The 13622-nt window shown below is 64.8% G+C and carries 10 protein-coding genes; 7 read left to right on the top strand and 3 right to left on the bottom strand.

Features of this window, described 5'->3' with window-relative positions; translation table 11 throughout:
- Window positions 1–205 precede the first annotated feature (205 nt).
- The 5 genes from ACFVBH_RS27290 to ACFVBH_RS27270 all read left to right on the top strand — a co-directional run bounded on the left by ACFVBH_RS27290 (window position 206) and on the right by ACFVBH_RS27270 (window position 5482).
- Entirely contained in the window at window positions 206–2836 is a 2631-nt protein-coding gene (locus tag ACFVBH_RS27290; protein WP_379005780.1) for a LuxR C-terminal-related transcriptional regulator, read from the top strand.
- 116 nt (window positions 2837–2952) lie between these two features.
- Window positions 2953–3159 (top strand): hypothetical protein, encoded by a 207-nt coding sequence (locus ACFVBH_RS27285; RefSeq protein WP_354984927.1) that lies wholly within the window; start codon window positions 2953–2955, stop codon window positions 3157–3159.
- Between the two features lie 27 nt (window positions 3160–3186).
- The gene (locus ACFVBH_RS27280; protein ID WP_354984861.1) at window positions 3187–3414 is read left to right on the top strand and encodes a hypothetical protein; all 228 of its coding nucleotides are present in this window, start codon (window positions 3187–3189) and stop codon (window positions 3412–3414) included.
- Window positions 3415–3501: 87 nt separating this feature from the next.
- Window positions 3502–3966, top strand: coding sequence for a hypothetical protein (locus ACFVBH_RS27275; protein WP_379005777.1), 465 nt, complete (start codon window positions 3502–3504; stop codon window positions 3964–3966).
- Between the two features lie 595 nt (window positions 3967–4561).
- Window positions 4562–5482 carry a replication protein RepA gene (locus tag ACFVBH_RS27270; protein ID WP_354984859.1) on the top strand — a complete coding sequence of 307 codons (921 nt, stop codon included), beginning with the start codon at window positions 4562–4564 and terminating at the stop codon, window positions 5480–5482.
- An 88-nt stretch (window positions 5483–5570) separates the two neighbouring features.
- Here the strand turns inward: ACFVBH_RS27270 and ACFVBH_RS27265 are convergent, their stop codons facing one another.
- Complete coding sequence (locus ACFVBH_RS27265) at window positions 5571–6422, bottom strand: aminotransferase class IV (RefSeq protein WP_379005774.1); 852 nt, start codon at window positions 6420–6422, stop codon at window positions 5571–5573.
- Between the two features lie 214 nt (window positions 6423–6636).
- Between ACFVBH_RS27265 and ACFVBH_RS27260 the strand changes: the two genes are divergently transcribed.
- Entirely contained in the window at window positions 6637–9051 is a 2415-nt protein-coding gene (locus tag ACFVBH_RS27260; RefSeq protein ID WP_379005772.1) for an amino acid adenylation domain-containing protein, read from the top strand.
- Window positions 9052–9080: 29 nt separating this feature from the next.
- On the opposite strand, the gene ACFVBH_RS27255 is transcribed toward ACFVBH_RS27260, so the two are convergent.
- Entirely contained in the window at window positions 9081–10775 is a 1695-nt protein-coding gene (locus ACFVBH_RS27255; protein WP_379005770.1) for an amino acid adenylation domain-containing protein, read from the bottom strand.
- A 158-nt stretch (window positions 10776–10933) separates the two neighbouring features.
- Here ACFVBH_RS27255 and ACFVBH_RS27250 point away from each other — a divergent pair, with 158 nt between their 5' ends.
- Window positions 10934–12373, top strand: coding sequence for a condensation domain-containing protein (locus ACFVBH_RS27250; protein ID WP_379005768.1), 1440 nt, complete (start codon window positions 10934–10936; stop codon window positions 12371–12373).
- A gap of 1 nt (window position 12374) precedes the next feature.
- Here the strand turns inward: ACFVBH_RS27250 and ACFVBH_RS27245 are convergent, their stop codons facing one another.
- Window positions 12375–13613, bottom strand: coding sequence for an MFS transporter (locus ACFVBH_RS27245; protein WP_379005766.1), 1239 nt, complete (start codon window positions 13611–13613; stop codon window positions 12375–12377).
- Window positions 13614–13622 lie beyond the last annotated feature (9 nt).

Here is a 13622-nt window from a genome sequence, read left to right as displayed (position 1 = left end):
CGATTACCGACGCCGCGAACACCGTGCGAGTCGAGGTCGTGCAGACAAGAAGCCAGACATTAGCCAATCACGCAAAAGTGCCCTTCACCTGTTCCGGGTGAAGCTTCGGACACACTCTGCCTTAATGTCCGAAATGGGCAGGTCATTCCGATAGCGTCGCCCGGGTGGAACACGTGTCGCCCAGACCATGCCCGCGGGAGAATTGATGACGAACCCTGGTACTACGGGCTCGTCGGCGCATCGTGGAACAGCCACCGGCGGTCGCGACGGCATTCCGTCCTTCGCCTTCACCCCGCTCGCGCGGACCGCGCATCTGAAGGCCCTGAATCGGGACGCGCTCGACTCCGACGCGAACGTGCTGCTGATTTGCTCTCCGGTCGGGACGGGGAAGACCGTGCTGCTGTCGCAGTGGACGGCCCGCCAATCCGCCCGGAAATTCCCCGGTGGCGTCGCGTGGCTGACCCTGTCCGGCGCACCGCACGTCACCCCGAATCTGTGGCAGCGCCTGCGCACGATGTGGGACCTGCCCGGCCCCGCGCGCGGCCCGCTGACCACGCCGATGAGCGAAGCCGCGGACCTGGCCGACGCGCTGGCCGCCCGCGCGCAACCGGCACTGCTGATCATCGACGACGCCCACCTGGCCACCGACCCGGTGACACTGGCGGGCCTGGAACACTTCCTGCTGCACGCGCCGGCCTGCGTGCGCACGATCGTGGCCGCCCGATTCGAGCCCCCGATCCGCTGGCACCTGCTCGACCTGAGCTCCCAACTACGCCGCTGGACCGGCGCGGACCTGGCCTTCTCGGCCGCGGAGACCGAGCAGATCTGCCGCCAGCACGGCTGCGAACTCGACGACTCGGGCATCGGCCTGCTCACCGACCTGACCCGCGGCTGGGCCGCGCTGGTCCGGATCGCCGCGATCTTCCTCGCCGCGCGCGAGGAAGAGCCCGCCACCGCCCTGGCCGCGCTCGCGGTCCCGCCGACCTCGATCTCGGACCTGCTCGCGGGCGAGCTCATCAGCACCCTCTCACCCGGCCTGCGGCTGTTCCTCACCTACACCAGCGTCCCGGCCGAATTCACCGGGCCACTCGCCGATGACCTGGTCGGCGGGGGAGCGGCACAGTGGATGCACGAGCTCACCCGCCAGAACTATCCGATCACCAGCGTCACGCGCGGCGGCACGACCTGGTTCGCGTATCACCCGCTGCTGCGCGCCTACTTCCAAGCCGAACTCAACCGGTTGGGACCCGGGGTCGCGGAGGAACTGCATCTGCGCACCGCGCTGTACCTGCGCTCGGCCGGTGAACCCGCGCTCGCGCTGGCGCATCTGCTGAAGGTGCCGCACCGCGCACCGCTGCTGGACTTTCTGCGCGAGCAGGCGCTGGCCATGATTCTCGACGGGCAGGGGGAGTCGCTGTTCGACGGACTGGCCGGGCTGGACGCGCGATTGCTCGCCGACCCGTTCGTGCGGTTGCTGCACGTGGTCGACGCACTGGCCCGCACCGATATCGCCGCCGCCCGCGCCTACCGTGAAGCGCTGGAACATCGTGGAGCACAAGCCGATTCACTGGTCGATCAGGACACCATCACCGCGCTGCGCGACGCGGTCGACATCGAACTGGCCCTGGCGACCGGCACCCTCGCCGACCTCGGCGGCGGTGAAATCAGCGCCGCGACAGGACAACCCGACGTGGACTGCTACCTCGCCGTCGAGTCGGCGACCGCGCGGTTCGCGCACGGCGATCTCCCCGAAGCCGAACAGCGCCTGCGCGCCGCGATAGCGGTCGCGGACGTGCGCGCCCACCCGCGCCTGCGCCTGCGGGCATCGACCCGCCTGGCCATGGCCGCGGGACTGGCCGGATCGCTGACCCTCATGCGCCAACGGGCCGACAGCGCAGTGCACTTCGCGCGCGAACACGACCTGGGTCATACCGCCGAGGCGGCGAACGCGGCGGCGCTGGCCGCGTTGGGCGGCTACCTGCAGGGCGCGATCCGCGAATCCGATGGTCCCACTATGGCTCTCGCCGAGCAGCAGCTGCTCGACGGCTCCACCGGACCCGCCGGCGGCTGGCCGACCTATCTGGTCGCGACCCTCGCCGCCTCGGACAACACCGATGACCACAGCCGCGACGCCGAACTGCTGCGGCACGGGTTCTCGCGGCTGCTCGACACCCACCCGACCATGATGAGCGGGGGCCTGATCCCCTTCATCGTGTGGCGGCTGCTGGCGGTGCGCGAAACCTACGAGGCGCAATTGCTGGTCGATCAAGCCCGTGCCGTCCTGGGCGAATCACCCGACATCGCGGTCTCCCAGGCGGCGCTGGAATCGGCGGCACACAGATCCAGGGTGGTCCTGGACCTGGTCCAGCCGCTGCTGGCCGATCCGGCCACGCATACCGTCCTCGCGGTTACCGCCTGGCTGCTGCACGCCCGCGCGCACGACGAACTCGGCGGCAAGGTCCAGGCCCGGCAGAGTCTGGCGAACGCGCTGCGCACCGGCGCACCCGAACAGATCGTGCGACCGTTCCTGGACGTCCCCGGCGCGCTGACGCTGCTGGACGCCTTCGCCGAGAGCTTCGGCCAGCACAACGCCTTTGCCTCGACGATCCGCCGGCATCCCCTGGTGAACAGGCTCTCCCGGCACCCCACCCTCACCGACACCGAACTCAAGGTGCTGCGCCAGCTGCCCTCCGCGCGCACGACCCAGCAGATCGCCGAGGATCTCGGTGTCTCGATCAACACCGTCAAAACCCATCTGCGCGGGATCTACGCCAAACTCGGCACCAATTCCCGCATGCAGGTCATGGTCGTGGCCCGTCGCAGCGGACTGCTCTGACCCGGCCGCCGAATTCACCCGCGCCGGATGAAGGCGCACCCGCACCCGGCGCGCACACTGCAGAACGCTGAACTGCGCAAACCCAGGAATCGGGCCGGAAAGGCAGGTCATCGGTGATGTCGACGAGATACCAGTTCGTTGTCGACGGTGAGCTGTCCGATCGTGCCCTGGCCGCGTTCCCCGATCTGTCCTCGACCCCGCCTCAGCACGGCACGACGGTGTTGTTCGGCGCTGTTCCGGACCCCACCGCGATGCGCGGGGTCCTGGCCCGCCTGGACAACCTCGGCCTCACGCTGCTCGAAATGCGGCAACTACCCGACTAGTGATGTTCCGACCAAGGAGTGCACGACATGTTCGCAGGAAGAACACGCGCGGCTGCGGTCGCCGCGCTGACGGTCCCGCTCATCACCCTCGCGGCCCCCGCGGCGTTCGCCGACCAGCCCACCACCGAACAGGCCACGGTCTCGGACGCGGTCCAGCCCCTGCGCCACAACGCGGACGCTCCCTACATCTGGATCAACATCTGCGTCCACATTCCCACCCCCGGCTCGGCGACGCTCGATTGGTGCTGGCCGTAACCGTCACCGCCACAGCTGATCCGGCGTTTCGACGGCCCGGCCCTCGAATGAGCCCGGACCGCATCCGAGCTGGGAATGGGGTAGCACATGAGAAATTCCGCCTGCGTCGCCGCCGTCGCCGCACTCGCGCTGGGATCGCTCCTGTCCACCGCCGTCGGCCACGCCGACCCCACCGACCCGTCGCCGAATTGCGCGGTCCCCGACCGGGTGGCGGGCAAGTTCCTGGTCCTGCGCGGCACCACCCGGTCCGCTCCCGCGGCCCCCTCGGGCGATTCGACGGTCGTGGTCCGCTTCCACACCGCCGACACCCTGCGCTACCTGGTGGTCGGCACCGGTGGCTGGCACGAGGGCACCTATCGGTATTCGGTCCCGGAACCCGGCAGGGCGGTCATCGACAGCACACAGACCGATACCCGGGAGCCGGTGACCTACTCGCTGATGCTGCGATGCCATGACGACGTGTCCGGTGACTTCACCTATGCGGCAGGCGGATCGACCGAGCAGGCGCCGGACAACGTCGCCGTCTACCGTTTCCAGGACGAGGCGCCCTGAATCGCTGCCCGGAAGTGTGAACGGCCCGCGAGCGACTCGAGCCGGGCCGATTCCAGAGTACGCGAAACCGGATCCGGTGTGGCTGAGGACCGGCGGTGCGCCCGTATCGGCGACGAGCTCGAGTAGGCAAATACCCTTGACAACATACGGTTTCATTGCGGCGAACGATTTCCATCGTTCAGCAGATGGTCGTAGAAGACCTCTGTCGTCCCAGCCGGAGACAAGACAGCCGAGAGTGGTGTAGGAGATAAAAATCGGCGACGGCGACAGCTAAATGAGCACAGGTCTCGCGCTCGTCTACCAATCAACATGTGCGGCAATGTAGTTCCCATCTCTGGGAATATCGAACTCCGGCCTTCTCTGTAGATCGGTGAGAATTCCCGTATGAGGACCTGGTCTTTGATGTCCGGACATCTCCCCTCCATGTGCGGGGTCGACGGATGAGCAATGTATGCGAGAAGCTCATGGGCAGTAGATGTACGTTTTTGCCGTACTCCGATCACTCGGTTCGTGTCCGCGAGATATGCGCGGCGCCAGGAGGTGTCGATTCCCCCGGCCGTCCTCGGCGGTGCGCCACCTCTGTGCGCTGCTAGCCATGCCGCGTCCCAAGAGAACCTCCTTGGACCTCGCGGGAGTAGCTGCCGAGGTGTGGGCTGCTGATCAAGACATCGGTTTCGGTCCGCGACTGCTGGCCCAAGCGTCCTTGCCCTACCGGGATCCGGGCCCGGACAAGAAGGTCTGGGGCCGACGCAACGGCGACTTACTGTTGACGATCACCCCCGGCATGACCATCGATGAAGAAGGCTCACAGATATCGATCGGATTCCCCTACGGAACGATGCCGCGGCTGATAATGACGCTGCTCGCGACCGAGGCGGTCCGTACACAGTCTCCGGAGATCGAGTTCGGATCGCTGTCCCAATTCATGGAGGCGATGGGTCTGGATTCGACCGGCGGGAAGAACGGCTCACTGACTCGAATGCGTAATCAGGGTCACCGGCTGTTCAAGGCAAGCATCAACGTGGAATACCAGGGAGCTCCCAATCGTCGAGTGGGCGCGAATCTGTCTGTCGCGTCGGCGTACAACCTGTGGTGTGGCTCGGAGCCACAGGGCGAGCAGGAGTCGCTTTTCACCTCGATGGTGCGGCTGTCCCCTGAGTTCTTCAAGGAGGTTACCGAGCATCCGGTGCCCATCGATCTCAACGCCATCAAGGCGCTCGGCGGTTCGGCCCTCCGACTCGACGCGTACGCCTGGTTGACGTACCGCATGTTCACGGTGTCTCGGCCGACACGCATCCCATGGAACGCTCTGATGATTCAGTTCGGATCAAATGCTGACCCGACCGCCAGGCGTCGGCGCCACCAATTTCGGAGGAACTTCACAGATGCCCTCAAGGAAGTTGTCGCCGTGTACCCACAGGCGAAGGTCGAGGTGACCGACTTCGGGGTCGAGCTCCGCCCGAGTCTGACCCATGTTCCGCTGTCGCCTGGGTTGCGGGCGCTGGCGCGGACCTAGATACACGCCAGCGTGTGAGTGCGTTCTCGTACAACGGCGGTCGCTCGATCTTGATTCTGACAAACCCGGCATGTGGCGCACCGGGTCGTCAGGGATCGACGTCGCTGATCGAGCGTGCCTCGAAGATGCGCATCGCGTTCGCGGTCAGTGGGCCGACAGGCAGTTGCCTTCCATCCAGGAGTGTGACGGCTTGAACGTCACGCACCGTGGAAGTGAGAAAAACCTCGTCGGCAACGGCCAGCGCGCTGAAGGGGAGGTCGAGTTCGACAGCGCCGACCCACTCCAGGACCAACGCTCGGGTTATGCCGGCCAGACAGCCGGAACTCAGGGGCGGTGTGAACAATTGACCGTTCATGGCAAGAAATACGTTCGCGCCGGTGCCCTCACACAGGCGACCCATCGTATTCGCCATCAGCGCCTCTGTGGCACCAAAGGATGTTGCGGTAGCCAGCGCCACTACGTTCTCGCCATAGGACGTAGACTTCAGACCTGCGGTGGCGCTGCGTTCATTGCGTGTCCATTCGACCGTGACAGCGGTAGTAGTCCTCGATCGCACCGGATTCGGATCGACAGCGATGACGACGGTCGGACCCTGTGTGCCACGCTCGGATCCCAGGGGTGCGGGGCCGCCGGTCACTGTGATTCGGAGTCTGCCATTGTCGATAGGGTCGTTCGCTGACAGCACCGCACTGCAACCGTCCCGGAGATTCCCCGGCTCCACCGCGGGCAATCCCATGCCCTTCGCCGAGCGGGCCAGACGATCCAGATGCCGGGTGAGCGCAAATGGAACCCCGTCGAGTGTCTTGATCGTCTCGAAGACTCCATCTCCCGCGGTCAGACCATGATCGAGCGCCGAAACCACCGAGTTCGAGCCGGTTGTCAGCGCACCGTTCACCCATACCGCCATCCGACTTCGGTCACCACCGCCGTATTTGTCCACGCGCCTACCTGACATGTCGAAACGATTTGCGGCGCAAAGAGTACCGGCAAACACCTGCCGAATCTCGGCCCCTCCCCACCACGAGGAACTGGCTCGAAGGTGCCACCTGCGAATACCTATGGGGTGCTGCAAATGTCGGCGTCTCGGACGCGGACTGCGTTCTGCGGAGTCACCTTCCCTGCCGTGAGAGCAGGGCCGTTCGCGCCAGTGAGAAGTGCGAAACAATCAGCGCAGCAGCCGTAAAGCGTTGTCACGCAACTCCTCCGACGCCACCTTCGGCTGGAGGACTGCCGTCGGAGGGTGGACATTGGCCTTGGATGATCACGATGCGCTCGATCCTCACAGTGCAGTCTCCGGCTACTGGCGACGAATGCTCTCAGCCCTGCCGGATCAGCTGAACCTCCCCTTCGATCGTCCTCGTCCGGTCCACCCGAGCCATCGAATAGATTGGGTGGCAATCAGCGTCCCCGCTGACACACACCGTCTGATGAGTTCATGGGCGTTGGCTGGAGAGGTAAGCCTGTTCACGTTCGTCCGGACAGCGCTGGCAGCGCTGCTCGCGCGCTTGTCCGACAGTGTCGACATACCGATGGGGGCACGAGCGTGCGGCTCAGGGCAGCACGCAATGAGCTTGTACCGCACGGATGTCGCTGCAGCGGAGCCGTTCTCCGCGCTACTCGTGCGCGAAGGCCGTCACGAAATGGATGTGCTCACACATGCCGGAGCTTCGTTCGAATGGCTTGTCGATCTTCACGGGGCCAGCGGGCCTCACGACCGGCATCCGCTTTTTCAAATCGGTCTGACATTCGGGCCCGCTGTCGCCGCGAGCACCTCGGATCAGATGTATCCGCCGTTGGATCTGCACTTCATCTTCGAGCAAGGACCGGACAGCGGGTCGAGGACCCCGATTCCGCTGCACGGTCGCCTCGAGTACTCCGTCGATTTGTTCGATACCGTGACCGCCGACACGATTGCCCGGCGTGTGGTGCATCTGCTCGCCGTCATCGTGGCCGACCCCGAGACGCCGGTGGGAGAGTTGGACGTTCTACTTCCTGCCGAACACGACGAACTGATCGTTCGTCGAAACGCGACGGCTCGAGACTTCGAGGTCGATCCGACACTGGCCGAACTGCTGGACGCGGCGTGCGCCCTGGACCCCGGCGCGATAGCACTGATCGCCGACGCGGCGGGAGCAGGCCGCATCGAAATGTCCTATCGCGCACTCGGAGCGGCGGTGAACCGGCTCGCACGGTTCCTGATCGCACAAGGGATAGAGCCTGAAACGCTGTGCGCCGTCGCATTCGTTCGGTCGATCGACCTCGTCGTCGCACAGTACGCAATTGTCGTGGCGGGGGGAACCTACGTCCCCATCGATCCGGACGCGCCGCGCTCACACACTGAAGCGGTTCTATCCTGTGCGCAGCCCCGCTGCGTGCTGACCAACACAGAAACCGGGTTCTACACCGATCGAGCTCCGATCATCCGCATCGATGATCTCTCGCTGAGTCATCTCGCCATCGGCAGTGTGGACGACACCGAGCGAATCACCACCCTGCGCCCATCCAACAGCGTGTACGCCGTATTCACCTCGGGTTCGACCGGCCGCCCAAAAGGAGTCCTTGTCAGCCACGCGGCTGTAGTGAACCATCTGCGTTGGAAGACAGCGGAATTCGGAATCGACGCGGACGACACCATTATCAGTAAAGCAGCGGCGACCTTCGATCTGTCCGTGTGGGAGTTCTGGGCGGTCACCATCAGCGGCGGTTGCCTGGTGTTGTGCGCGCCGCGTGGGCAACGCGATCCTCAGTACCTCGACGCGCTCATCGCCGACTATCGCGTCAGTTTGCTGCATGTCGTTCCCTCGCTACTCGACGCACTGTTGTCGGCCGGCTTCACACATGCTCCAGCCCGCGTTTTCACCGTCGGCGAGGCCTTGACCAGCAGTCTTGCGCAACGATTCTTGGAGCAATGTCCTGACAGCGAGTTCTTCAACGTGTACGGGCCGACCGAAACGACGGTGATCGTCACGCTGCATCGCGTGCGGGGCTCGGAACGGTCGGTTGTATCGATAGGTGCGCCGACCTGGAACTGCTACGTCTACGTGCTGGACAGTCGGATGCACCCCGTGCCGGTTGGAGTAACCGGTGAGTTGTACATCGCGGGGACACAACTCGCACGTGGCTACCTGCGCCGGCCTGACCTGACTTGCGAACGGTTCGTGGCAAATCCGTTCAGCCCGGGCGCTCGCATGTATCGCACCGGCGACCTGGCGGCGTGGAATGCGGACGGTGAGCTCGATTTTCGCGGGCGCGCGGACTTCCAGGTCAAAATACGCGGATTTCGTGTCGAACCCGCGGAGGTCGAGGCTGCCCTCACCGCGCTCCCCGCGGTCACCGGCGCAGTGGTGATAGCAACCTCGAACACGCACGCACCCAGGCTGATCGCCTACGTCACCCTCGACCCGCTCGCAGGAGCGACGGGCCGCAGCGTCCGGACAGCGCTCTCGGGGATCGTGCCGGCCTATATGGTGCCGGCTCGTTTCGTCATCCTGGAAGCGCTGCCACTCAACGCCAACGGCAAGATCGACAGAAGCGCGTTGCCCGATGCCGAACGCGCCACCGACCCTTAGGAATCGATCGATCGGCGCGGGCAATCAGTTCAGCTGTCCCAGCGCGCGGGACTCAAAATGTCAGGCCAGATGTGTTCCACGGCGGCCCTGCATTCCACCCTCGATCCTTCGTAGCCGGTGGAAGACCAGCCGACAGGCACAGTGTGGCCGGTGGGCCACAGCGCACACTGACCCGCCCCGTTGACTACGACCGAGTACACCGCGTCCGGTGTCTGTGCGCCCGTGGTCGATACCCGGCGGGCCCCCTCCACCTTGCCGTGCGCGGTGAGCCGTGAGGTCGATCGAAGAACATACGTCTGGGGACGCAGGTGGTCCGGGACCACCGCGGCCATGTGAGCACGCAAGGTCGATTCATCGACAGAACTGTTGGAGCCCAGCGTGATATGAGCAACCAGATAGGTCCCACGCGTCGCAGTCTGCTCCGCGCTCACGCGCACGGCAACCACACCCGGATGGTCGAGTAGCGCTCGCTCGACCTCGACCGGTTCGACGCGCTTTCCGCGGATCTTGACCTGATCATCGATCCGTCCGATGAACTCGATCGAACCGTCCTCTCGCATGCGCACTCGGTCCCCGCTGCGATACAGGCGCTGTCCGGGCTCGGTTGCGAACGGGTTCGGCACGAACCGTTCAGCGGTCTCCGCGGGCGCTCCGAGGTACCCGACAGCCAGCGCTGCACCGGCAATGCACAATTCACCAGGAACTCCGGGGGCGACCGCCCGCAAGTCCGGTCCGAGCACGTAGGTCTGGACATGCCGGAGAGGAAACCCGATCACCGCGCCCGCACCGTCGGCGTGGCAACCCTGATGCGTCGCGATGAACGTCGTGGCCTCGGTAGGCCCGTACGCGGCCACCAGACGCGTCCCAGGTAGAAGTCGGCCGGCTTCGGCGAGTAGGTTGGGAAACACCGCCTCACCGCCGAAGACCAGCTGTTGCAGGCCGCGTAGCGCGTTCGGCTGCTCGTCAAGGATGACCCGTAGCATCGCCGTGGTCACAAAAACCGACGTGACCCTGTGGTCGTTGATGATGTGCACCAGGTCGCCGATGGAAAGTGGCCCATCGGGGGCCACCACGAGTCGACCGCCCGTGAGCAACGAGCCCCAGATCTCGAACGTCGAGGCGTCGAAGGTGATCGGCGAATGCAACAGCTGACACTGGCCGGGTCCGGATACTCCGTAGTTCTGGCCGGTAACGAGATTCGCGACCCCCCGCTGGGAAACCGCAACTGCTTTCGGGACACCGGTGGTGCCCGAAGTGAACATGACATAGGCGATCCCGTGCGATTCTGAAACGGTTGTGGCCGAATCCCATTCGGTACCGACGGTGTTCTCGACGACGATCGTCTCGATGTCCATGCTCGCGAACACCTGAGAGTGTGCACGATCTGTCAGGACAACCGTTGCCGCGCTCGCGAGCAGTCGATCACGGTTCCATCTGACAGGCGACCCGGGATCCAATGGGACGTAAGCAGCGCCGGCAGCCACGACACCGATGATCGATACAACCAGGTCGACTCCGCGGGGGAGACATACACCGACGCGCGTGTCGTGCTCGAACAACCATGGCCGCAACGACTTCGCCACACCCGCTGCGCGCTCTGCCAGGGCCGCGTAGGTGAGCCGTGCACCACACGATTCCACCGCCACGCAGTCGGGAGTCTGCGCAACCCAGTGCTCGAACAGCCGGATCAAGAATGGGCCACCGTCTGGCTCGTCGGATCCCATGATGTCCTCGCAGATCGATGCCGGTTGCCGCCGACGATCCCGCATCCGGTTGGCCCGGTCAATCCAATGTTGCTGCCACACATGGGAGTAAGTCGCACTGGCACGCCAGAAGCGAACCTGTTGGACTGGCGCATCCGAATCTCGGCGAGGAGCACACCATGAGCCAGCAGCACCAGACGGGCAGCGGCACCCCGGACGTGAACTCAGACTTGGCCGGGACGATCGCGCACACCTGGGCGAGACTCCTGGGAGTAGCGAAGGTCAGCGTCGACGACAACTTCTTCGCACTCGGTGGAGACTCACTCACCGCAGCCCACGCCGCGATCGAACTGAGCAGAACGTCGGGTCTGCGGTTCACCGCCGAACTCATCATGGGCAACCCGACGATCAACGAACTCATGGTCCAGCAACCGGTAAAACCGCACGCGGACAACATCATCCGGCGCAGCGGAGCCAGATTTCCACTCACTCTGCGTCAGCGGGGACTACGCGCACTGCCGGGCAACGAACGAATCTTGACCCGAATCCTGGTGTTGAGCGGCACGGTGGACCACTCTGCCTTACGCGCCGCGACAGCAGCACTGATGCGCCGTCATTCGATCCTGCGTGCGGTGGCGGAGGAGGAGTCGAATGGTCGCTCGCCCGCGCATAGGGTGCGACATCGCTTCCCCACACCGCTGTCCATCGTGACGATGGACGGATCCAGCGCCGACGCCGCGGTCGAGCACTGGCAAACCGCGGCCTTCGACCCGGAACGCACTCCGCTGCTCATCACCCTCACACGGCTCGATCAGACGGCACATGTCCTTGTGCTGCAATCAGATCGGCTGGTCGCCGATGAAGTTTCGATGGACATTCTGGTTCGCGAACTCGGCGATTGCTACACGAACGCCGTACACGGCGTCCCCGCCGACCTGAGCTGCCTCGATGCCGCTTATCCCGTGCTGTCTCACTCGGAAAGCTCCTCGCACGAAGACATATTCGCAGCACAGTCCTATTGGGCACACACAACCGGAGGGTTGTCCGAAACGCCCGCGGACGCGGTACCGTCCTGTGCCCCGGTTCGTATCGCGGAGCCCACACTCATTCGACTGCGCGCCGCCGCCGAAGCCTCCGACCTCGAGGTGCACGATGTCCTGCACGCCTGCCTCGCGATCGCGCTGAACACATTCGACGGCACCGATCACGTGGTGGCAGTGTCTTCGCGTCTGTTCAGAGACAAAGAACGCACCACCGGCCGCGATGTCGGTCCCTTCACGCCGCTCCGCGCAGCGGTGTTCGAATCCTCGCGAACAGCATCGTTACCGGATGCCCTGCTGTACGCGAAAACCCAGGCAACCGAGCTTGCGCACCATCTACGGGTCCCCTTGGAGTACCTCCGCGGCGAACGCGCAGTTCCACCAGCGCTGCTAGCCAATCACCTCGAGTTGCACGAACACGCGCCAACGCGCCTGGATTTGCCCGGGCTGCACACTCATGTGTCCGATGCCGACATCGCACCGCGCGTCTACGGGCGGCTCCATTGTGCACAGCTCGACGCGTCCGAGCTGGTTGAGGTTCTGGATGCTGTTCTCATCGGACTCGAGCAAGAGTACTGATTCACCGCCGGCCGGGCCCGCCCCGCGGGCTCCCGAATTCCCGCAATCCTGCGAACCAGGCGCCGCTGACGGCCAGTAACGCGAGCACACCACCGGCCATGAAAGCCGGGCGGGCGTCGCCGCCGGCCGCGGTCGTCAGCGCCCCCAGCACCACCACCCCCAGCGGGTCCACCGAGCGAAACAGCAACCGGGCAAGCCCGGTCGTCCGGCCCAACATGTCAGGGCGGGTGAGCTCTTGGCGCAGAGCACGGTTGACCACACTCGCCAGTACGACTGCCCAAACGAACATCACGTTGGCGATCCACAGCATGTGGAACGAGTTCGCGAAGCTCATAGCGATGGTGGCTATCGCGGCGGCCACCACACCCCCCGCGACGGTCGTGATCGAGCCGAACCGTCGTGCGGATCCGATCGCGGTCACGACGCCCAGCATTCCCCCCAGGCCACCCCCCGATACCACAAGCCCTATCTGCGCAGGGCTCGAGTGCAGACTGTGACTTGCGTAGAACACGAGAAGTCGTTCGACAGCGAGCCCGAAGTTCACCACCATTTGCAGGGCAGTCAGCAGGACCAAGGGGCGAATCGACAACAGGTAGCGCGCAGCCTGCTTCAAATCGGCAATCGCGTGGGACCACGTGGACCGCGCCGTCGATCGTGCCACTCCTATGATCTCGCGCGCGCTCACCAAGGTCGCCAACGACACAAGGAATGTCAGTGTGTTGGCCAACAGCACGACATGAAGTCCCCCCGCCGCAGTGAGTACCGCAGCGGTTCCAGGTCCCAGAACAAACGCTGATTGGGCCGCGAATTCCACCACCGCGTTGGCGCGAACGAGATCCTTGTCCGGCACCATGTTCCGTACGACGACCGTCAATGCGGTCTCGAAACCCGCCTGCGCGGCACCGGCGGCGACAATGAACGTCACAAGCCACGCGGCGGTCAACAACCCGGCGACCGCCAAACCGAACAGTGCACCGAAAACAAGAGTCCGCAAGACATCGGCGACGATCAGGACCCGCCACGGGTCGACACGATCGACGATCAGCCCTGCCGGAATCGCGACGATCAGCGAACCGATCGTTGCCGACGCCGTCGCCAATCCCGTGACGATCGCACTGTCTGTCAGCCCCAACGCGAGCAGCGGTACAGCAACCACAGCCAAACCGTCACCGAACAATGAGACAGCCTGCCCGCCGAGTACGAGCCGAACGCGCCCGGGCCAAGGGCCGAGAAGGCGCACGGTCCGTGC

It is taken from the genome of Nocardia sp. NPDC057668 (assembly GCF_042799795.1).
In the GTDB taxonomy this organism is placed as follows: domain Bacteria; phylum Actinomycetota; class Actinomycetes; order Mycobacteriales; family Mycobacteriaceae; genus Nocardia.
Note: the sequence above shows the minus strand (reverse complement) of the source record. Positions and strands in the feature narration are given on the sequence as shown.

Bases quoted from the DNA above. Each gene is read 5' to 3' on its own strand.
- ACFVBH_RS27285 (WP_354984927.1), top strand. From the start codon at position 2,953: ATGTCGACGAGATACCAGTTCGTTGTCGACGGTGAGCTGTCCGATCGT.
- ACFVBH_RS27290 (WP_379005780.1), top strand. From the start codon at position 206: ATGACGAACCCTGGTACTACGGGCTCGTCGGCGCATCGTGGAACAGCC.
- ACFVBH_RS27255 (WP_379005770.1), bottom strand. From the start codon at position 10,775: ATGGGATCCGACGAGCCAGACGGTGGCCCATTCTTGATCCGGCTGTTC.
- ACFVBH_RS27280 (WP_354984861.1), top strand. From the start codon at position 3,187: ATGTTCGCAGGAAGAACACGCGCGGCTGCGGTCGCCGCGCTGACGGTC.
- ACFVBH_RS27270 (WP_354984859.1), top strand. From the start codon at position 4,562: ATGCCGCGTCCCAAGAGAACCTCCTTGGACCTCGCGGGAGTAGCTGCC.
- ACFVBH_RS27250 (WP_379005768.1), top strand. From the start codon at position 10,934: ATGAGCCAGCAGCACCAGACGGGCAGCGGCACCCCGGACGTGAACTCA.
- ACFVBH_RS27275 (WP_379005777.1), top strand. From the start codon at position 3,502: ATGAGAAATTCCGCCTGCGTCGCCGCCGTCGCCGCACTCGCGCTGGGA.